Origin of the sequence: Asaia spathodeae NBRC 105894 (assembly GCF_025994195.1) — a bacterium.
Lineage (GTDB): Bacteria > Pseudomonadota > Alphaproteobacteria > Acetobacterales > Acetobacteraceae > Asaia > Asaia siamensis.
Window position 1 is genome coordinate 22,443 of sequence record NZ_BAPY01000011.1, and the last position, 19,994, is coordinate 42,436.

Sequence of the window (19,994 nt, forward strand, 5' to 3'; positions counted from 1 at the left end):
ATAGAATGTAATGCCGCGATGGCCAAACCCTCATTTCCTCCAGTCGAAAAGAACCTGCTCAGGGGCACGGGCCCCCAGGGGCATCGAGAACGCATGCGGCACCGGGTACTGACCAATGGGGCCGAGACTCTGGCTGATTACGAACTGTTGGAGATGCTGCTCTATTACAGTATTCCCAGAAAGGACACGAAGCCCCTCGCCAAGGCTTTGCTGCATCGCTTCGGAAGTCTTGCCTCCGTCTTCGATGCGTCTGGCAGAGATCTCCGGGCCATGGGGGTCAGCGAACAGGCTATCTTGCTGCTGAAATTCCCTCCCGTCGTTGCCGAAAGGCTGGCCCTTGCAGAGGAGCGTCTGAGGCCCAGGCTGGGTAGCTGGGACCAGCTCTGTTCCTATCTGTCCGGCAGCATGGTCAGCGCCGTACCTGAACAGTTCAGGCTGCTTTATCTCGATAACCGCAACCGGCTTCTTGCAGATGAACCAGTCGATGATTTCGCTTCGACGGCGCCGATCTTCAGGCGGGGGCTGGCGTTGCAGGCGGTTGCGTTGATCGGCATTCAAAAAACTTTGGCGAGCTTCCATGCAACGACCTCGCCCCTGAAGTTGTTCGCCCAGAGACTGAGCCATGAGGCAGGCGCCCTTTCCATGACCCTTCATGACGTGGTGATTGTCTCTGAGAGGCGTACCCCGCTCAGCCTCAGGCAGAGGGGGCTTCTCTGAGCCGGTTCAGGCGCGGGCGAGTGCCTTGAGCTGGGCTCCGATTGCCGATGCAAGCCCGTCAGGTGATGCAACCAGCAGGTCTGCACCGGCTTCGGTGAGTTCCTTCTCGCCACCATAACCCCACAAGACCCCAATGCCTCGTATCCTGTTGGCATGCGCGCCCGAAATATCGAAGCGACGGTCGCCGATCATCAGGGTGTGGTCAGCGCTCAGCCCTTCCTGTGCGAGAATACGCGCAATCATCTCAGGTTTCTCACCCCCTGTATCGTCATCTGCCGCCCCGTGAATGCGATCGAAGTATTTGTCGAGACCGTGACCTGCCAGAATTGTCTGCGCCAGTGATGCCGGCTTGGATGTCGCTGTGAAAATACGGATCGGAGAGCGCGCCAGGGTCTCGATCAGTTCGGCCATGGCAGGAAAGACCGGCGTCTGGAAGCGGCCATGCGTGTCATAGAAACGACGATAGAGGGCAATCGCCTCATCAACGCGCGTGTCGCCGTAGAAGCCGATGACTTCGGCCATAAGCTCGGCAAGTGGTGGCCCGACAACCCAGGTCAGGTCGATTGTCTCGTCTGGCACATGGCCAAGTGCTGAGACGACTTTATAAAGTGTTTTGATAATACCAATGCGTGAATCGATAATCGTCCCGTCAAGATCAAATAAAACAGAATGTTCACTCGTAAACCTGTCGAAATCAGACATAATATTCCCTATAGACCTTGGCGGGGGAGATGTTGAAAGAAGTAAACCACGATAAAGTTGCAGATGGTCAGGATTTCGAACCAGGGAATGGCGGATCAGAATCCTCTCCAATTGGATGGGCAGAAATCCCGCATCGGGCAGTGGTTGCGGGCCAGGGCCCTGTTCTGTCTGATGAAGTGCTTCTGCATCTGTTTTGTGAAGCTATCGCAATCAGGCCCGAGCGTCTTCAGCCTACTGTCGATGCGTTTCTTATCCGTTTCGGGTCTCTCGCAGCTACATTCGCTTCAGATGACAAGGCTTTGAGCGGTCTGCTGCATATAGGGCCCCATATCCGTACGGCGGTCCATCTTGTCCATGATGCCGCGATGCGAGTCAGCCGAGCCCGTCTTGGGCGCGATGATATCTTCACCAATCGCAAGCTCATGCTCGATTATCTGATTTCCCGACTGGCACGTGAACCGATCGAGCAGTTTCGTATCCTGTTTCTGGACGAGAAAAATCGTCTGCTCGCCGACGAAGCGCAGACCCGGGGCACAGTAAACCATACACCGGTCTATCCGCGCGAAGTGGCAAGGAGAGCGATGGAGCTCGGCGCGAAAAGCCTCATCCTGGTTCATAATCATCCCAGCGGAGACCCCACCCCATCAGATGGTGATATCTCCATGACTCACGACACCCAGCGAGCAGCCGCTCTCATTGAGGTGCGCGTTGCCGATCACATCATCATCGGCAACGGTGCTTATGTGAGCTTCAGTGAGCTAGGCCTCCTGCGGGGCTTTCAGGGCTGAGTCGAAACGTGCCGCCACCCCGTATGGGCCGGGCAGGGCGCCCAGTGGGAAAAGGGCATTCACATGTCCCATCTTGCGTCCGGGGCGGCACTCGCTTTTGCCATAGAGATGCAGCGCCAGTCCGGATTGCTCGAGCACGGCATCGCAAAGCGCCATCCCTTCAGGCCCGATGAGATTTTTCATGACCGCATCGCTATGGCGAAACGGGTCGGGCAAGGGCAGATCGGCAATGGCACGGATATGCATCTCGAACTGATCGATCAGGCAAGCATCCATTGTCCAGTGTCCGGAATTATGCGGGCGGGGCGCAATCTCGTTGACGAGAAGCGTACCCTTGGCTGAGACGAACATCTCGACGCCGAGAATACCCACGAGACCGATGGCTTCTGCAATCCTGAGAGCAAGGGCCTCCGCCTCTGCTGCAAGGGCTACAGGGATGCGGGCCGGAGCCAGGCTGATATCCAGAATGCCGTCGCGATGCTGGTTTTCAGTGACGCTGAAGCAGCGCACGGCGCCACTTGCGCTGCGTGCGACCATTACGCTCAGCTCACGTTCGAAATCGACAAATCCTTCCGCGATAAGTGGATACGGGAGGGTCGAAGCGAGCGCATCAAGGGTTTCGGCATCTGTAATGCGAAACTGCCCCTTGCCGTCATAACCGAAACGGGTGGTCTTCAGCAGGAACGGATAGCCAAGTTCAGACGCGACACCACTCAGAGAGGCTTCATCAGGTACCGAGACCCAAGGGGCTACAGGGATGTCCTGCTCCCCCAGGAAGCTCTTCTCGAGAATGCGGTCCTGGCTGATGGCGAGAACGCGCCCGGCCGGGTGGACGGGGCAAAGCGATGCAAGGAGCTCAAGACCATCAGACGAGATGTTCTCGAACTCGAAGGTAATGACATCAACGCTTTCGGCAAACTGCCTCAGGACAGCTTCATCGTCATAGGCGCCGATGGTGACATGGCGCGCGGTATCATGAGCTGGCGGGTCGATTTCCGCGCTGAGGATATGCACCTGATAGCCAAGACGGGATGCCGCCACCGCGGACATGCGTCCAAGCTGGCCGCCCCCGATAATGCCGATCGTTGCCCCTGTGGGCAGCGCAGTATGGCTCATGATTCGGGGGTATCGGCCACAGAAGCCGTCTGCATGGCACGCCATGTGTCGAGACGCGCCTGAATGCCCTCATCGTTGAGGGAGAGGATAGACGCAGCCAGCAGGGCGGCGTTGATTGCACCGGCCTTGCCGATGGCAAGTGTGCCTACGGGTACACCACCCGGCATCTGAACGATGGAAAGAAGCGAATCCATGCCCTTGAGCGCATGCGACTCAACAGGCACACCCAGAACCGGCAGGGTCGTCCATGCCGAGACCATGCCCGGAAGATGTGCTGCGCCGCCAGCACCTGCGATGATGACCTGCAGGCCGCGACCACGGGCAGAGCGCGCGTAATCAGCCAGACGGTCAGGCGTGCGATGGGCGGAAACGATACGCGTTTCGAAGCTGATATCGAGTTCAGCCAGCTTCTCGGCCGCGAAATTCATTGTCGTCCAGTCAGACTGACTGCCCATGATAATACCCACCGAAGGGGTCTGGGCCGCATCCGTCGATTGACGGTAGAGATCGAGTTCTTCGCTCATTCAGGCAATATCATCCGGTATCAGGCGGTTCTCGATGAAGTTGATCTCGTCCTTGAGGACGAGTTTGCGCTTCTTGAGCCGCTGTAATTGCAGCTGATTAAGAGGATGCTGCACCAGCCTGTCTATGACCGTATCGAGGTCGCGGTGCTCGCTACGGAGCTCATGCAAACGGCGAAGCATGACTTCTTGATCAACGAGCATCGTTCTCTTTCCGCTTGAATGACAGGTGCCAACCCGAAAATCCTACAACAGGGTTGGCGGCTGGTGCCATCTCTTCTTAGTTCTGACCGTCTTCGAAGTCTGACAATTCCGCGACGACAGGCACGGTATGACCCTCACGGGCCAGACGCTCATTGGCGGCCTGAACGGCAGCGTTCAGATCGGTCTGGCTGCAAAGGCCGAGAATGACCGGATCACGCGGCTTGATGTTGGCGCTGTTCCAATGCTGGCGATCACGCACCTTGGCGATAGTATCCTTGGTGGTGCCGAGCAGCTTTATGATCTGCAGTTCCGAAAGCTGCGGAAACTGACGCAACACGAAGGCGATCGCGTCGGGACGGTCATTGCGTCGTGCGATCGGGGTGTAGCGTGCGCCCTTGGCGCGACGCGCAACCGGGTTAGCCTTGGCCGAGAGCTTCAGGCGAGCATCAGGGTTGCCTTCGCAACGCGTGATCTGTTCCTGGGTCAGCTGATTGTTCTTGACCGGGTCATAGCCATTGATGCCGGCAGCAACTTCACCATCGGCGATAGCCTGCACTTCAAGCGGGTGCATGCCGCAGAACTCGGCGATCTGGGTGAAGGTGAGGGCGGTCTTGTCGATCAACCACACTGCGGTGGCTTTCGGCATAAGCGGCAAGGTCATCTCGGTCTATCCTGCGTGAGGAGCATCGCTCCAGCAGGCACCGATCGAAATGTGACGCCCCGGTGGACCGGGGTGATCTGCACGGCACCTGCTGGATGCATTGCAAAGTCTGCGCTGATATGGTCTGCGAAATGCAGAAGGGTCAAGCCCTTCCGCATCAAAATGAAGAAAAAACCGGCGTTTCCCGGGGTTGTCACATCTAGGCCGAATGTTGTTTCGTCACGAGCCGTAGAAGCTCAGGCGGCATGGCCGACCGGTGTGTTCTGCTGTGCGGTGCCGGGTGTTGTCCCCAGGGTGGCAGTGCCAAGTGTGATGGGAATGCGCCGGGGTTTCAATGCCTCGGGCGTAACCTGACGCACGGTGATGGTCAGAAGGCCATTGAGAAGCTCGGCCCCCGCAATCTCGATATGGTCAGCCAGGGCAAACCTGCGTTCGAAAGCACGGGTGGCAATGCCGCGGTGAAGGATTTCTCCGGTGCGGCCATGGCGTGGCACACTGCCTTTGATGATCAACTGATTGTCAGCGAGATAGACTTCAACATCGTCCGGTCCAAAACCCGCAAGGGCCATGGTGACGCTGTAGACGTCGTCGGCAGCTTTCTCGATGTTGTAGGGGGGATAGCTCGCATTCGCCGGGGCGTTGGATACGGCATCGTCGACAAGGCGGGCGAGACGGTCAAACCCGATTGCGGAGCGAAAGAGCGGAGCGAAATCGTAGGACATGATGTGAACCTCCTTCAAGGCAGATCCGACAGCTTGTCTCCAAAATGGCAGACAATGCTGCATGAGGGTAATGTCGCGACCCCTTGAGGGCATCGTGACCACCTGCATGTAGGATCGTTTCCGGGCAGGACAAGATCCTGCCCGGGAAGGAGCGCCTGGATTACTTCTTGGCGGCGCGGGCGCCGATGCCGGCGAAGCGCTTGTTGAACTTGGCAACCTGGCCCCCGGTGTCGAGCATGCGCTGCACGCCAGTCCAGGCCGGATGGGATTTCGGGTCAACGTCAAGACGCAGCGTATCACCAGCCTTGCCATAGCAGGAGTTCGTCTTGAACTCGGTGCCATCGGTCATGATGATCGTGATTTCGTGGTAGTCGGGGTGGATGCCGGGCTTCATATGGGTTGTCCTTGCTGGAAAGCTCCGATGCCGACCGGAGCGGATGGCGGGGCTATAACGGAAAGAAACGGTCAGGGGAACGACAAAAACGCAGAAACTTTTGCCTCGCCTACGTTTTTTCTACCCCGTAAACCTCTTTTATCCCACATTCCGAGCCGAAGCCGCCCGCCGGGCATGAAAACTCCGCGCGGGGCGCTCGTGTTTTAACTCGTTACAAGCAGGAAAAGGATTATTCATGGCTGATCTGAGATCAAGGCTGCACACACCCGGCTGGGTTGCGGAATTCCAGAAATTCATCATGCGCGGCAACGTCATCGATATGGCGGTGGGTATCATCATCGGTGCTGCCTTCACCTCGATCGTGACCAGTCTCGTCAAGGACATCCTGACCCCGGGCATCGGCTTGCTTACGGGAGGGATCGATTTCTCGAACATCTTCGTGACACTTAAGGGGCCGGTGCTCCCCACTCTCGCCGAGGCGCAGAAGGCGGGCGCGGTCACGATCAATATCGGCGTGTTCCTCAACGTTGTGATCCAGTTCCTGATCGTGGCTTTTGCTGTGTTCTGGCTCATCAAGCTGGTCTCGCGTTTCCAGCGCAAGCAGGAAGCTGCTCCCTCGGCACCGCCTGCGCCGACAAAGAGCGAGGTTCTGCTTACCGAAATTCGTGACCTGATCGCGAAAGACACCAATTGAGCCTTCTGCGCGCGCGCCGGCTTGGCGCGCGCTGCAACTGGGCGCATGATCATACGATGCGCCGCTTTCTTACGACGACCCTGCTTTGTGGCTTCACCCTTCTTTCTGCCTGCGCGGGAAAAGGTGAAGACACCGTCTTGCAAAATCGCTCTCCCAGCGTTCTGCTCACCAGCTATGCTATCGCCAATGGCATGGCCGAGCATGGGATGATCACGCGCATTCTGCAGCACAAGGCCACAAAGGCGGATATCGCCCGCCTTATCGCTGTTGATCATAATACGTGGCAGCTCATCAGACAGGCGGCCTATTCGCCGACTGACCAGAATTTCCGTCTCGCTGACGCTGGTATCGTGCAGATACTCGATTATGCGACCCCGGTTCCTCAGCCATCTGACGGGGTGACGCCGGGAGCATCATCTCCTGCGGCTCCGTAAGCCACAAGGTGCAACAAAGAAAGGGGCCGAAAGGCCCCTTTTTCGTGTCTGACTGGTGACGGGCTTATGACGCCTTGCTGCGGCGCAGGCGCTTCTCACCCATGAGAAGCAGGAGCGGCGCGGCGATAAAGATCGACGACGACGTGCCTACGACAATGCCGAACAGCATCACTGTCGCAAAACCGGAAAGGCTGTGACCGCCAAAAATCGCGAGCGGCAGAGCTGCAAGAAAGACCGTCATCGAGGTGCCCAGCGTACGGTTCAGCGTCTCGTTGATCGACAGATCGAGCAGTTCCCGCAGCGGCATCGTACGATATTTGCGAAGATTCTCGCGCACTCGATCATAGACGACCACCTTGTCGTTGGTGGAATAGCCAAGGATGGTTAGAATGGCGGCCACCATCACCAGATCGAACTGAAAGCGGGTGATAGCCAGAAAGCCGACAGTCTTGGTCAGGTCCAGCACGAGGGTAATCACCGCGCTGACGGCGAACTCCCATTCAAAACGCACCCAGATATAGATCAGGATCATGGCAAGGCTCAGGCCGAGCGCCAGCAGGCCGTTACGGAACAACTCGCTCGAAACCGAGGCGCCGACAGCATCTGCACGCAGCACCTGTGTGCCGGGCTGCGCTTCAATTACTGCATGGCGCACTTCATCAACGAGCGCCTGCGTCGCCGCTTCCTGGTTAGGGCCGGGTGGGGGTGTGTCGAGCTGGATCAGCACATCATTATCGGCACCAAATCTCTGCAGACCGGCAGCACTGATGTTGTGCGCCGCCAGTGCGTGACGCAGCTTGTCGAAATCGGTCGGGCCCTGTGTCTGGGCTTCGACCACGATACCGCCGTGGAAATCCAGCCCCAGTTTGAGGCCTGGCACGAAAAACAGCACGACAGAGAGTGCCGAGAGAATGGCCGAGGTTGCGAGACCGGCATAGCGGCCGCGCATGAAGGGGATATGCTTGTCTTCGCGGACGAAGCGGAAAAGGGGACGTGAGAGCATCGCTTCAGACCGGAAGTTCTGTGGGACGGGCGAGGGCGTACCAGCGCACCATCAGCAGGCGCGACAGCAGCATCGTGGTGAAGAGCGTGGTAACGATACCGATCGTGATCGTGAGCGCGAAGCCACGCACAGGGCCGGTGCCGAACACGAACAGCATCACATGGGCCAGAAAGGCCGTGGCGTTACTGTCTATGATGGTCGAGGATGCACGCTCGAAACCAGCCTGCATCGCCGCAAGCGGCGTGCGACCGCGCTTTACCTCTTCGCGAATGCGCTCATTGATCAGGATATTGGCATCAACGGCCATGCCCAGTGTCAGCAGCATACCCGCCATACCTGGCAGGGTCAGTGTTGCTTCGAAAAGCGAGAGAATGGCCGTCATCAGGACAAGGTTCGCGAGAAGCGCGACATTCGCATAGAGGCCGAACCGCCCATAGAAGAGCGCCATGAAAAGGATGACGAGGACGAAACCTATGCCAAGGCTGATCGCTCCGGCACGGATCGAATCAGCACCGAGAGACGGCCCGATAGAGCGCTGCTCAATGACGGCAAGCGGTGCAGGCAGCGCGCCGGCGCGCAGCATCACAGCAAGGTCGGTTGCCGTCTGGGCGCTGAAATTCCCGGTGATCTGACCATTGCCCTGGGTGATCGGGGTGCGGATTACAGGGGCTTCGATCACCTTGTTGTCGAGTACGATAGCAAACCGGCGTCCGACATTCTGGGTCGTCGTGCGGGCAAAAGCACTCGCGCCAGCACGGTTGAACGAGAAGCTGACCGCCCATTCTCCCGTCTGCTGGTCGATCGTCGCCCCGGCGTTGGTCAGTGCAGCGCCGTCGACCTCGACATGATCCATGACGGGCAGGAGTGCGTTGTCGGCGCTGAGATCGGGCAGCATTGTCGCTCCCGGCGGGGCGATGCTGCCACCCGCGCTATTGGCAAGCAGGCGGAACGTCATCTTGGCGGTCGTGCCAAGCAGACGCTTGACGTGCTCCGGGTCGCTGATGCCAGGCAGCTCAACGACGATGCGATCGTCGCCCTGGCGGGTGATCTCGGGGTCAACGGCGCCGGTGGCATCGATACGACGGCGCACGATTTCGATGGACTGGCTGACAGCCTCGCGCGCGCGCTGTTTAAGCGCCGCCTCATTGAGCGTTAGAACGAGACGATCATGGTCGAGGGCTGCGGTGACTTCATTGCCGGTGCTCGTCAGGCTACCAAGAGCGGCAAGGCTGGCTTGCGCCTCGCTCGCATCACGCGGCAGGAAGCTGAGCGTGCGGGCCGCATCATCCTTGCGGAAGTCGCGATAGCCGAGGTTCTTCTCGATGAGAGTCTGCTTGGCCTGATCTTCGAGACCCTGAAGACGGTCATCGACAAGGCTCTTCTGATCGAGTCGAAGCAGAAGATAGGAGCCGCCTCGCAGGTCGAGACCCAGATGGATCTGATGCCAGGGCAGTTTGGGCGAGGGCGCGCGCATGAAATTGGGCAGGCAGAGAAGAAGCCCGAGGAAACAGACCCCGAGAACTCCCAGCATTGTAGGCCGACTATAGTACATCATCGAACTGAGCGGCGTCCTTCTTTGTAACGACCGGAGATCAAAAGCTACCGCAGGGCGGTCAGGCTGCGGGAAGATGCCGGGTGGCGCAGCGCGTTGCAACCTCCCACTACGCCCTGCTACACCAAAAACATGAAATCAGTTGCTCAAGAGCCAGGAAAACAGATGCTTAAGGTCGGAATTGTCGGGGCCGGACATTTCGGACGGTTTCATGCCCTCAAGGCGCGAGACTGCGCCCGGGAGGCTCTCATCGCCCTTTTCGACCCTGATCCGGCGCGGGCTGCGGTGGTCGCGAAGGAAGCAGGTTGCGCCGTAGCGGAAAGTCTGGAGGCGCTGATCGGTCAGGTTGATGCCCTCATCGTGGCTGCGCCCGCCGAGCATCACTTCCCGGTCGCCTCAGCCTGTCTTAAGGCCGGGCGGCATGTCCTTGTTGAAAAGCCGATTGCAGCAACGCTTGAGGAAGCCAATGCGCTGGCGGCGCTCGCCAAGGAAACAGGCTGTGTGCTGCAGGTGGGTCATCTCCTGCGCTATTCTGCCGAGCACCGCGCTATCTCCGAGCGTATCGGCAAGCCGCTCTATATCGAGGCCACGCGTATTGCGCCCTTCAAGCCGCGCGGAACCGATGTGTCGGTCATTCTCGATCTGATGATCCATGATCTGGATCTCGTTCTGTCGCTCGTAGACTCGCCCATCGAGTCAATCGATGCGGTTGGTGTGGCTGTGTCGAGCGAGCATGAAGACATTTCCAATGCCCGCGTGCGGTTCGTCAATGGCTGTGTCGCCTCCATTTCAGCAAGCCGTATCTCCCTGAAGACGGAGCGCCGCATGCGTGTCTTTTCGGAAGAGGGCTATCTTTCCGCCGATTTCGTCCAGCAGGAACTCACTATGATTGGCCGCAAGCGCGGCCTGCCCCTGCCGGGGACGGGAGGCTTCAGGCGTGAGGCCTTGAAGTGGAAAGATTGCGACTGTCTCGCCGCCGAACATGATGCTTTTGCCGCATCATGTCTGGATGGGGCACCGATCCTGGTCGATGCCGAGGCCGGGATCAGGGCACTCGATGCCGCCATCAGGGTCAAGGCCAGCATGGATGCTTCCCGCAAGACCATGGAGCTTTCCGGGCTGATCAATGGCTGAAGCGATCCGGCGCCATCAGGCGCCGGCTTCGAGCTCTTCTTTCTTCATCTCAAGGAGCAGCCAGGCCTCTTCGGCTTCCGTCAGCGCGGCCTCTGCCTTTGTCAGTTCGTCACTGACCTTGGCAAATTTCTGTGCATCGCGGGAATAGAGGGATGGGTCTGACAGGATATCACGCTGGGTGACGATCAGCTTCTCGAGGCGGGCGATTTCCTGAGGCAGTTTCTCAAGAGCCAGCTTGTCTTTGTAGCTGAGCTTCTTGCTCAATCTCTCTGTCTTTGCGGCATTTCTGTCGGAAGCACTCTTTTCCTTCGGGTTGCCTGAGGCCGCGCTTCGCTCCGCAGGTGCGGCTCCGCCGGTCTGCGCGAGCATATCGCTGTAGCCACCCGCATATTCGATCCATTGTCCGTCTCCCTGCGCTACCAGCACAGAGGTCGCTACACGGTCAAGGAAGTCACGATCATGGCTTACGAGCAGAACCGTGCCGGGATAATCGTCGAGCATTTCCTGAAGCAGGTCGAGCGTTTCCAGATCGAGGTCGTTTGTGGGTTCGTCGAGCACCAAAAGATTGGATGGCTGGGCGAGGGCGCAGGCCAGTGCCAGACGCCCGCGTTCACCACCAGACAAGACGCCTACAGGGGTACGTGCCTGCTCCGGCCGGAACAGGAAGTCTTTCATATAGCCGATGACATGACGCTTTTCAGAGCCAACCTGCACCATGTCGCCGCTGCCGCCGGTCATGGTGTCAGAGAGGGTGATGTTCGGATCAAGGCTGGCCCGGCGCTGGTCAAGGGTAACAAGCGACGTGGACGGGCCGATCTGCACACGGCCGCTATCCGGCTGATCTTCGCCGGTCAGCAGGCGCAGGAGCGTCGTCTTGCCCATGCCGTTTGCGCCAACGATACCAAGCCTGTCGCCCTTGAGTACGCGAAGATCGAGGTCCCTGACCACGACGCGTTCGCCAAAAGCCTTGGTCACATTTTCGGCCAGAGTCGTGAGCTTGCCTGTGCTCTCGGCCTCTGAGACGGAGAGCTTGAGTGTGCCGCGGAACTGGCTGGCGATCTCCTTGCGTCTGGAACGCAGGCCAGCCAGTTCTGCAACGCGGCGCACATTACGCTTGCGTCGAGCTGTAACACCGTAGCGCATCCAGTCTTCTTCACGCGCGATTTCACGGTCGAGCTTGTGAGCCGCGAGCTCTTCCAGGGCGAGCACTTCTTCGCGCCAGTCTTCAAATCGGGCGAATCCCTGATCGAGGCGACGGGTAATGCCCTGTTCCAGCCAGACCACGGCGCGGGAGAGAGTCTCAAGCAGGCGTCGATCATGGCTGATTACGATCATGGCGGAGCGCATCGATGCAAGCTCACGCTCCAGCCAGGTGATGGTGGGCAGATCGAGGTGGTTTGTCGGTTCGTCCAGAAGCAGCAGATCGGGGCGGGCCGCCAGTGCGCGAGCGAGGGCGCAACGCCGCGCTTCGCCGCCAGACAAGGTTGACGTGCTTTCTTCACCTGTAAGACCGAGCTCGGCAAGCATACTGCGGGCGAGATAGTCTTCTTCAGGCGGAAGATCCTGCGCAACGTAATCGTAGCTGGTAGGAAAAGCCGTCAGATCGGGTTCTTGCGGCAGATAGACGATCTTGATGCCAGGCTGGATAAAACACTGGCCTGAATCCGGCAGGATTTCTCCGGCAGCGATGCGGAGAAGCGTCGATTTTCCTGATCCGTTACGCCCGACAAGGCAGAGCTTCTCGCCGGGGGCAACCCCGATTTCGGCGCCATCCAGAAGCGGGCGCCCGCCGAGAGAATAGACAATATCGCGAAGATGAAGGATCGGTGCGGCCATAGGCCCTATGTGTCGCACAGCTCCTTGCGATGCAAGTCAGATTGCTTTCAGTCCGCCGGTAACGGCCTGATAGGTCGTGATGGCCAGGGTCGTTGGTTCAAAGGGCTTGGTAATGATGAAGGACGGTTCTTCCTGTTCGCCGGTAAGCAGGCGCTCAGGATAGGCGGTGACAAAAATAACCGGTGCCTGATGATCTTTCATGATGCGACCGACGGCATGCATGCCGTCACCCCCGCCGCCAAGATTGATGTCAGCCAGAATAAGCCCCGGCTTCGTCTCCTTGGCAATACGCACCGCATCGGCTTCTGTATAGGCCACGCCAGCAATGCGGTGACCGCATTGCTGGACAACATCCTGAATATCCATGGCAATGATCGGCTCATCTTCAATGATGAGTACGCTGGTCTCGGCGACAGAGCGTAAACCGTCATTGGCCTGGGCAATATCGGCGAGGATCTCGCTCTCGCTTCGATCCAGAATCAGGGCGACGGCGCTGAGAGGGACCTCTTCTAGCGATGTCAGCAACAGGACCAGCCTCTGGGTCAGAGACAGGGGTGAGGGCGCATGCGCCGCCTCGTTTTCCTTGGTGAAACACTCTATGATAGAGCGGTAGAGACGATAGCGTGTGCTGATCTCATGACCGCCTTTTCGGCTGACCATATCCTTCAACGCCAGAGCGACGAGTTGATCGCCCTGTATCTGATTGCCTTCCAGAGCCCTTGCAAAACGTCGCGCAAAGGGCAAGGCTTGTATAAGGTCTTGGCGCTCTGCATCGACCATTGAGTAACGAAGCTCCGAAAATAATTCGCGAACAAAACGCGGTCTATCGCGTCAGGATGGCACTTTTTCACGCTTCAGCAAAGAGGAATGCTGTGACCCGGATTGAGGAGACCGCGCCCTGAGTGCGGACCAGCCCATAAGGAAGGACGGCCAGTCAGGTGGCGCGGACCCCGTGAGGCGCGGTATCGCCGTGCATCTGTCGGATCTGCGCGGCTTTGCCCGTTACCTTACAAGAGACGTCACGGCAGCGGATGACCTCGTGCAGGACGCGGTCCTGCGCGCGCTGGGCGCGCGGGCGCAGTTCGTGGAGGGGACAAACGTCAAGGCGTGGCTCTTCACCATTCTGCGCAATATTTTTTATGAGCAGAAACGCCGCAAGGTGAAAGAGACCGAGATCCTCTCCGAAATCTCACTCGGCAGCGAAGAGGGTCGGGGGGGCGATCAGGGCTATCACGATAACGTGCTTGATCTCTCGGTATTGCTCTGGCGATTGCCTGAGGTTCTGCGTGAGGCGCTCATTCTCGTAGGCGCGCAGGAAATGAGCTATGAAGAGGCAGCGGAAATCTGTCTCTGTCCGGTGGGAACGATGAAGGCGCGCGTGTCGCGCGCGCGCGCCAAGCTGGCTGAGATCACGGCCATGCCGGGCGCACAGGCGACTGCCGCAACGGGCATCTGAGCCTGACACGCGACCCGGAAAAAGGGAGCGCGGAAAAATAAAATCAAAAAATAGCAATCTGATGCAACCGATCTTCCGCGCCGTTCATTGATCGGATGAAAAGCACTGAGCGAAGAAGGATTTTCGCATGACCAGCTTCCACGACCAAGTTATCCAGATCCTCCCCAAACTGCGTATCCAGGCGCTCTCCCTCACGCGGAATCGTTCGGCTGCCGAAGATCTGGTTCAGGATGCGGTCTGCAACGCCCTTGCCGCTCAGGACAGCTTCATCCCTGGCACCAATTTCTCGGCCTGGATGCATCGCATTCTTCGCAACCGCTTTATCTCCGATCTGCGCAAGCGTCGCGAAACGACCGATATCGAAGACGTGCCCGCTTCCTCCTTCGCCAGTAACGCAACGCATGAAGACAGCCTTGCTCTCAAGGATCTGTCGATGGCCCTCTCGCGTCTTCCTGCAGACCAGCGCGAAGCGCTCGTCATGGTGGTGGTGCAGGGCATGAGCTATGAGGCTCTGGCCGAGGCAACAGGTTGCGCTGTTGGTACTGCCAAGAGCCGCGTGTTCCGTGCGCGTCGCCAGCTCGAGGCCTGGATGACCGGTGATCTGCCCGCCAATGACAAGCTTCGTGTCAAGGTCGCGGCGCTTCGCGCAACCCTCGACGACCGTCGTCGCAAGGGTCTGAAGTCTGACGATCTTTTCACGTTCTGAGTGGTCCGGCGTCGTTTTTACGCCACTCACTCTGAATTGTGAGGCTTTTTAGCCATAATCGAGAGAGACGATCATGTATCGTCTCTCTCGATTGCTATTGTGGCTTCCAATTTATTCAAAATACGTTGATTAAATTTCGGTAGTGCAACTCAGGCGCTGCCCCCCTGTTAAACCCGCATGGGTCGAATTCTTTTTTTGAGGTGATGACATGACTGGGGGAAAGGACGGCGTGCCGGAGAAGTCCCGCCAGGATAAAACCTCATCCGACAGCGACAATCCTTTCGACATTTGGCTAAAGCGCGGTCTGCATCAGCTATTCGACGATGTGGCGAATGAGCCAATCCCGGACGAGCTCCTCCGTCTCATCGAGGAAGACCGCGACGAGCGATCTTCATGAAGAATTGCCTGATCTGATCATTATGAACTCCCGAAAGTCAGGCGGGTGACAGCCTCACCCTTCAAGCAGCTCAAGAATTTTCGTGTGAAATCTGGCCTTTTTGATACGGTCGGGTCTCGTGTCATGGCGCTGATCATATGCACGTCTCTGCCACTGGCATGCGTCGCTGGTATGCTAGCCTGGCACACCTATCTCGTGACCTCGAATAACAGTTTCGAACGGACGCAGGGCGATGCGATCAGCGCCCGTCACGAGATTACGACAGATATCGATCGCACGCGGGGCACGCTTCAGGTTCTCGCCAGAATTGGGCTTCATGAGGAAATTGCGCCTCGCGCTTTCCAGCTCATTCAGTCGATCAATGAACAGCGATACTGTTCCCTTGTCCTGAACGACCACTTTGGGCGCCCAGTCACATCCCTTCAGGCGGCAATGGGCAGGGACGCCGTCTGCGCTCCTGAAAATCAGGCGTCTGCACAGCCAGCTACAGCACATACCGAAGCCTCACGACCTGACGTAGAGGTGCTTTTGCAAGGTCCGGCTCCCCTCATCCGTATTATTGTGCCCCTGGAGTATATCGACCGCTCCGGAGAAACCGTAGCCGGTCGGCTCATTGCGCTACGTCCTCTCGTGAACGCTCAACTCGTCAACGCCGGGCAATATACGCATCCTGCAACGGACCCGGAAAACGGCGCGACAGATCTGTGGCTCTACACGGGAGAGACAGCGCCAGTTGCGCTCACGGCCAACAGGAAGATCCCCAACCCATGGTCAGTCGAGGTTCTTGCGAAACTAAAGAATGATGCTGCAGCTGACCTGCAGACAGATCATTTTGAGGTCGATGGGGTCTACTACACAATGGCCCCCGGATATGGGCCGGCACGAATTGTCGCGGTGTCGACGCGTAGTATTGCCGAAACGCGCGCGCTACAGCTTTTTCTCGCCAGAGTCATGCTGATCGTCCTCATCCTCATCGTTGAGTTGCTGCTTGTGGCCTTGGCTGCGCAGCGATATCTGGTCGAGCCGCTGGAGAAGCTGGCTTTCAGCGTTGCGGACTGGCGCCGTCATGGCACCTTCCAGCCCGACCTGCCTCGCGCACTCCCTCTGGAGATAAGGCAGATGGAACGCGCCTTCAGTCGCGCAACCAAACGTCTTGATCGTCATGAGGCGCGCCTCACACGCGCGACCAAGCAGCAGGATCTGCTGATCAAGGAGATCCATCATCGCGTCAAAAACAATTTGCAGATTGTTGCGTCATTGCTGAATTTGCAGGCCAACCGAATAAAGCTACCTGAGGCCAGGGAAGAGTTTCACCTTGTTCGTGACCGCGTGAGGTCACTGGCAACACTGCATCGACATCTTTACCCGGACGGCGGGCTATCCGCGCTCGATATCAGGGCATTCCTCGAGGAACTTGCCAGTCAGATTTTTACCGCGAATAATCGCTGTAACAAGGGGCGCGTCAGTCTCTCGCTTGATATCGAAAGCGTTCCGATCACCCCTGATCAGGCCGTTCCGCTCTCATTGATTGTCACTGAGGTGGTCACCAACGCGTTGCGCTACGCATTTCCTAACGAACGTTGCGGCTCGGTACAGATACGTTTGGCCCGAAACGAAGATGGTGCTGTTCTCACGATCCAGGACGACGGAATTGGCCTTGATGCCACTGCACAGTCTGACGCTGAGAAGAGGGAAGGTATCGGATTGCAGTTGGTGCGTGGCTTCGCGCGACAACTTGGCGGCACGCTCGAAATCAATTCAGCGGTTGGAACGGTGTATACTCTTGCTTTTCCGATACAACCAGTGCGCCGCACCATTCTGTGAAACGAGGTAAATCTCGCGTTAAGCGTTGAACGCGCAATTATTTCGACATCGCGGTTTCGATTGCATGGAATCGACGTCTGATCGGGAGTTGTCCTGAGGGTCAAGAAGTAAAATGCGCGCTTTTGTCGTGCAGTTCTAGCATTGGCGCAACTCTGGAAATCGGTCGCGGTATCTTGCCTTCGAGTATGTGTTCCAGATGTTAGATCCGCTTTTGTTAAGCGCCGCCACCAATGAACTAAGTCCGTGATTGTTCGTGGAATGTGTGCCGTAATATTGTGTTTCCTCTCAGGGGTTGACGCAGGGCTTGATCGGAAGGGGTCGAGGTAAGCCCTGCCAGAAGATGAATCTCTCTGACTCTTTACGAACTAAACTGCTTAGAACCCCTGACGGAGGTCTAGCTGTCTCCCAGTTCCGGAAGGGCCGCTGAAAAAGGTCGCTTCTCTCGCGTTCATTCTACATTTCCATATCAGGGCGATCAGATAAAACGAGCGTTGCCGAAATTGAGATACGTGCAGCAGAGTATTACCCAAGCATAATGAGGTCAGATGTGGCTGCCTCTGTGAGTTACTGCATAGGCTTGGGATGCCTCCGCCTAACTCTGTTCCATGAGTCAGGCTGGCCAAAAACGGAAATTAACAATATGAACTTAATCTCTCCGAGTTCATGACAAAAAAGTTAAAATGTTTAACGGACAACACAATATGTTGACGAAACGGGCTCTTGTATAGAAAAATATCCTATTAAGCGGGGGTCTCTCCGTCGAATAAAGGCGAAAGATCGTTAATGCTTCGTTCACAGACCAGGCGCGTGTTCTGCCGAAATTCTCTGGCCTTGAGCGCTGGCATTGCGAGCTTTGGCGCTTCGACTGTCAGCAGGGCCGCCACAATCGACCCGGACTGGGATATCTATAAGAAGCAGTTTCTCCTTCCTGATGGGCGGATTGTTGATAATGGCAACAATAATGTTTCGCACTCGGAAGGGCAGGGATATGGGCTTTTTTTCGCCTCGACATTCAATGATCGAGACGCCTTCGCGAGCATTCTGAGCTGGACAAAAGACAATCTCGCGCACAAGGACGGAAACCTGCACAGCTGGCGCTGGATGCCAGCTGCGCCGCACGTAACTGACACCAATAACGCCTCCGATGGTGATCTCATGATCGCATGGGCGTTGCGTCGTGCGGCGATGCTATGGGGGAGGGAGGACTACGCGGAACAGGCGCAGGCTATTGTTCAGGAGCTGGGGCGGAAATGTGTTCGAAAGATTGGCAGCAGGCTCGTTCTTCTGCCGGGTGCACGTGGTTTCGATAGACCGAAGGGTGTGACCGTCAATCTCTCCTATTACAATATGCCAGCTCTCATCCGTGCCGCGAGGCTGGACCCGGCAGGCCCCTGGAACAGTCTGATCGATGGTGGGCAGCAGCTTGTGCAAAGCAGCCGCTTTGGCCTTTGGGGGCTGCCCCCGGATTGGCTGATGATAGATCGCAAGTCTGAGCGCCTCACGCCTGCTTCAGGTTTCCCGCCGCGATTTTCATATGATGCAATTCGGATTCCGCTCTACCTTAAATGGGGCAACCGGATGCCCGCAACTCTGTCGCAGGCGCTCTACGCCGTAAGTCAGAATTACACGATGAGCGGCCTGCCAGGATGGATCGACGTGAAAACCGGAGAGCGCTCCAACTACAACGCGCCGCCCGGTTTCAGGGCTGTCTATCAGTTCGCGCTCAACGGACCCGATGCTCTTCCAAAATTGCCAAGTGTAAAGGAGAGCGGTGACTACTACTCGGCTTCATTGACACTGCAGGCGCGGATAGCCGCGATGGAGATGGTATAATGCCAGATAGATTCAGAATTCTTGAAGACTCTTTCGATGGTGAGCCGTCACCTTCCGGAGAGGGGTATCCTGACTTCAATGCGTTATCCCGGCTTAGCGCTGAAACCCCGGTGAGTGAGGCGCAGGAAGCGCCTCTCGATACGGCTCCTGCATCGCAGGGTGCTGAACCTGCGCCAGGACTTGCCAATTTGCTCAACCCCAATGTCGCCAGTAGTTCCTCTGTGGCAGCACCCAACGACGGTAGTATGACCAGTAGAAGCCTTCCCTTATCGGGTAGTGAGACGAGTTTCGGTTTCAACAAAAGCACCGAATCACAGCCCCTGCGGAAAAGCGCGCTTCAGGATCCCCCACCGGTGAAATCGGAGGTTGCTCTCGCCTGGCGAAAAATGCCCTTGCGAGACGTGTTCGCCACGCTTCGCGCCCCTGCCTCGGAGCGCATTGCGGGGCAAAATCGATTGCGAGGCATGTTCCGACGCTGAAACGTAATTTCCGATATCGTTTGCTGGAAACAAGAAGAATTAATGACACTGATATGTGTGGCCTCCCCAAAGGGTGGCGTTGGAAAAACCATGGTGGCGGCGCATCTGGCTGATGAAGTCAGGCGCGCGGGTGCGCCCAGAGTGGTGGTCGTCGATCTCGATCCGCAGAATGCGCTTCGACTGCATTATGGCATTCCTATGTCGGAACGTTTCGGTATAAGCAGCTGTATCGTTTCGGGACGCCCCTGGATCGAAGCGGCGAAACTGAGCCCTCACGACGTGATCGTTTATCCGTATGGATCTCAACCGGTCAGGGTGCAGGCCGAACTCGAGCACGCGCTGCAGCTTCGCCCCAATCTCATCGCCCAGGAAGTATTTGCGCTTTCTCAGCAGCCCGAGACGATCGTCATTGTCGATACATCACCTGGTTATTCCGTATCTCTTTCGTCTCTTCTGCCTATTGCAGACATGGTCGTGACCGTGATGACACCAGAGGCCTCATGTGTCTCGCTGGTGCCTGAGATACACGCGGGCAGTTGCTATCAGCTCGATGCAACTACGCCGCTCCGCTTCGACCATCGCATCGTTATCAACCGCTTTGACCCCATGAACCGGGTCAGTGCCATGGCGATGCCGCAACTCGTCAGGCGTTTTGGCCCCATGCTTCTCGGAACGATTTATCGAGACGAACATATTGGTGAGGCTTTCGCGAGCCAGAAACTCATCAATCATTACGCACCCCACTCACGCGCGGCTGCAGATCTCGATCGAGTTGGATCGCAGTTTATCCAGAGTATTCAGAACCTGCACTGATAGGCAAA

At 57.5% G+C, this 19,994-nt stretch carries 23 protein-coding genes; 11 read left to right on the forward strand and 12 right to left on the reverse strand.

Features of this window, described 5'->3' with window-relative positions; all coding sequences use genetic code 11:
• Window positions 1–93: 93 nt before the first annotated feature.
• A complete protein-coding gene (locus AA105894_RS08050) occupies window positions 94–717 on the forward strand; it encodes a JAB domain-containing protein (protein WP_267311258.1) in 624 nt (207 codons plus the stop codon).
• A 6-nt stretch (window positions 718–723) separates the two neighbouring features.
• On the opposite strand, the gene AA105894_RS08055 is transcribed toward AA105894_RS08050, so the two are convergent.
• Window positions 724–1,419, reverse strand: a complete 696-nt coding sequence (locus AA105894_RS08055) for an HAD-IA family hydrolase (protein WP_267311259.1) — start codon at window positions 1,417–1,419, stop codon at window positions 724–726.
• Window positions 1,420–1,448: 29 nt separating this feature from the next.
• Between AA105894_RS08055 and AA105894_RS08060 the strand changes: the two genes are divergently transcribed.
• The gene (locus tag AA105894_RS08060; RefSeq protein WP_267311260.1) at window positions 1,449–2,207 is read left to right on the forward strand and encodes a JAB domain-containing protein; all 759 of its coding nucleotides are present in this window, start codon (window positions 1,449–1,451) and stop codon (window positions 2,205–2,207) included.
• Here AA105894_RS08060 and AA105894_RS08065 read toward each other — a convergent pair.
• The 6 genes from AA105894_RS08065 to rpmE all read right to left on the reverse strand — a co-directional run bounded on the left by AA105894_RS08065 (window position 2,178) and on the right by rpmE (window position 5,825).
• A complete protein-coding gene (locus AA105894_RS08065) occupies window positions 2,178–3,323 on the reverse strand; it encodes a 5-(carboxyamino)imidazole ribonucleotide synthase (RefSeq protein WP_267311261.1) in 1,146 nt (381 codons plus the stop codon). The genes AA105894_RS08060 and AA105894_RS08065 overlap by 30 nt on opposite strands.
• Entirely contained in the window at window positions 3,320–3,847 is a 528-nt protein-coding gene (purE, locus tag AA105894_RS08070; protein WP_267311262.1) for a 5-(carboxyamino)imidazole ribonucleotide mutase, read from the reverse strand. Before purE ends, AA105894_RS08065 begins: the two co-directional genes overlap by 4 nt.
• Window positions 3,848–4,048, reverse strand: coding sequence for a YdcH family protein (locus AA105894_RS08075; RefSeq protein WP_188427354.1), 201 nt, complete (start codon window positions 4,046–4,048; stop codon window positions 3,848–3,850).
• Between the two features lie 76 nt (window positions 4,049–4,124).
• Window positions 4,125–4,709: a DUF1013 domain-containing protein gene (locus AA105894_RS08080; RefSeq protein ID WP_267311263.1), complete on the reverse strand. Its 585-nt coding sequence runs from the start codon at window positions 4,707–4,709 to the stop codon at window positions 4,125–4,127.
• Window positions 4,710–4,945: 236 nt separating this feature from the next.
• Window positions 4,946–5,431: an Hsp20 family protein gene (locus tag AA105894_RS08085; RefSeq protein ID WP_267311264.1), complete on the reverse strand. Its 486-nt coding sequence runs from the start codon at window positions 5,429–5,431 to the stop codon at window positions 4,946–4,948.
• A gap of 160 nt (window positions 5,432–5,591) precedes the next feature.
• Window positions 5,592–5,825 carry a 50S ribosomal protein L31 gene (rpmE, locus tag AA105894_RS08090; protein ID WP_188427357.1) on the reverse strand — a complete coding sequence of 78 codons (234 nt, stop codon included), beginning with the start codon at window positions 5,823–5,825 and terminating at the stop codon, window positions 5,592–5,594.
• Between the two features lie 235 nt (window positions 5,826–6,060).
• Between rpmE and mscL the strand changes: the two genes are divergently transcribed.
• Together mscL and AA105894_RS08100 are read left to right on the forward strand one after the other, a co-directional pair.
• Window positions 6,061–6,519 carry a large-conductance mechanosensitive channel protein MscL gene (gene mscL, locus AA105894_RS08095; protein ID WP_188427358.1) on the forward strand — a complete coding sequence of 153 codons (459 nt, stop codon included), beginning with the start codon at window positions 6,061–6,063 and terminating at the stop codon, window positions 6,517–6,519.
• Window positions 6,516–6,953, forward strand: a complete 438-nt coding sequence (locus AA105894_RS08100; RefSeq protein ID WP_267311265.1) for a hypothetical protein — start codon at window positions 6,516–6,518, stop codon at window positions 6,951–6,953. Before mscL ends, AA105894_RS08100 begins: the two co-directional genes overlap by 4 nt.
• Before the next feature lie 64 nt (window positions 6,954–7,017).
• On the opposite strand, the gene secF is transcribed toward AA105894_RS08100, so the two are convergent.
• Both secF and secD read right to left on the reverse strand, forming a co-directional pair.
• Window positions 7,018–7,956, reverse strand: coding sequence for a protein translocase subunit SecF (gene secF / locus AA105894_RS08105; RefSeq protein ID WP_267311266.1), 939 nt, complete (start codon window positions 7,954–7,956; stop codon window positions 7,018–7,020).
• A 4-nt stretch (window positions 7,957–7,960) separates the two neighbouring features.
• A complete protein-coding gene (gene secD / locus AA105894_RS08110) occupies window positions 7,961–9,508 on the reverse strand; it encodes a protein translocase subunit SecD (RefSeq protein WP_267311296.1) in 1,548 nt (515 codons plus the stop codon).
• A 165-nt stretch (window positions 9,509–9,673) separates the two neighbouring features.
• On the opposite strand from secD, the gene AA105894_RS08115 reads away from it, so the two are divergent.
• On the forward strand, window positions 9,674–10,642 hold the full coding sequence (locus AA105894_RS08115) for a Gfo/Idh/MocA family protein (protein ID WP_456304023.1): 969 nt from the start codon (window positions 9,674–9,676) through the stop codon (window positions 10,640–10,642).
• A 15-nt stretch (window positions 10,643–10,657) separates the two neighbouring features.
• Here the strand turns inward: AA105894_RS08115 and AA105894_RS08120 are convergent, their stop codons facing one another.
• Together AA105894_RS08120 and AA105894_RS08125 are read right to left on the reverse strand one after the other, a co-directional pair.
• On the reverse strand, window positions 10,658–12,478 hold the full coding sequence (locus tag AA105894_RS08120; protein WP_267311268.1) for an ABC-F family ATP-binding cassette domain-containing protein: 1,821 nt from the start codon (window positions 12,476–12,478) through the stop codon (window positions 10,658–10,660).
• A gap of 36 nt (window positions 12,479–12,514) precedes the next feature.
• Window positions 12,515–13,258: a PhyR family response regulator anti-anti-sigma factor gene (locus AA105894_RS08125; protein WP_188427363.1), complete on the reverse strand. Its 744-nt coding sequence runs from the start codon at window positions 13,256–13,258 to the stop codon at window positions 12,515–12,517.
• Window positions 13,259–13,430: 172 nt separating this feature from the next.
• Between AA105894_RS08125 and AA105894_RS08130 the strand changes: the two genes are divergently transcribed.
• The 3 genes from AA105894_RS08130 (at window position 13,431) to AA105894_RS08140 (ending at window position 15,037) form a co-directional block, all read left to right on the forward strand.
• The gene (locus AA105894_RS08130; RefSeq protein ID WP_267311269.1) at window positions 13,431–13,934 is read left to right on the forward strand and encodes a sigma-70 family RNA polymerase sigma factor; all 504 of its coding nucleotides are present in this window, start codon (window positions 13,431–13,433) and stop codon (window positions 13,932–13,934) included.
• Window positions 13,935–14,061: 127 nt separating this feature from the next.
• Window positions 14,062–14,640: a sigma-70 family RNA polymerase sigma factor gene (locus tag AA105894_RS08135; protein ID WP_188427364.1), complete on the forward strand. Its 579-nt coding sequence runs from the start codon at window positions 14,062–14,064 to the stop codon at window positions 14,638–14,640.
• 208 nt (window positions 14,641–14,848) lie between these two features.
• Window positions 14,849–15,037, forward strand: a complete 189-nt coding sequence (locus tag AA105894_RS08140; protein ID WP_188427365.1) for a NepR family anti-sigma factor — start codon at window positions 14,849–14,851, stop codon at window positions 15,035–15,037.
• Between the two features lie 174 nt (window positions 15,038–15,211).
• Here the strand turns inward: AA105894_RS08140 and AA105894_RS08145 are convergent, their stop codons facing one another.
• The gene (locus AA105894_RS08145) at window positions 15,212–15,355 is read right to left on the reverse strand and encodes a hypothetical protein (protein ID WP_267311270.1); all 144 of its coding nucleotides are present in this window, start codon (window positions 15,353–15,355) and stop codon (window positions 15,212–15,214) included.
• Between the two features lie 114 nt (window positions 15,356–15,469).
• On the opposite strand from AA105894_RS08145, the gene AA105894_RS08150 reads away from it, so the two are divergent.
• The 3 genes from AA105894_RS08150 (at window position 15,470) to AA105894_RS08160 (ending at window position 19,986) form a co-directional block, all read left to right on the forward strand.
• Window positions 15,470–16,861 carry a sensor histidine kinase gene (locus tag AA105894_RS08150; protein ID WP_267311271.1) on the forward strand — a complete coding sequence of 464 codons (1,392 nt, stop codon included), beginning with the start codon at window positions 15,470–15,472 and terminating at the stop codon, window positions 16,859–16,861.
• 783 nt (window positions 16,862–17,644) lie between these two features.
• Window positions 17,645–18,694 (forward strand): glycosyl hydrolase family 8, encoded by a 1,050-nt coding sequence (locus tag AA105894_RS08155; RefSeq protein ID WP_267311272.1) that lies wholly within the window; start codon window positions 17,645–17,647, stop codon window positions 18,692–18,694.
• A gap of 521 nt (window positions 18,695–19,215) precedes the next feature.
• Window positions 19,216–19,986, forward strand: a complete 771-nt coding sequence (locus AA105894_RS08160; protein ID WP_267311273.1) for a cellulose synthase operon protein YhjQ/BcsQ — start codon at window positions 19,216–19,218, stop codon at window positions 19,984–19,986.
• Window positions 19,987–19,994: the final 8 nt, after the last annotated feature.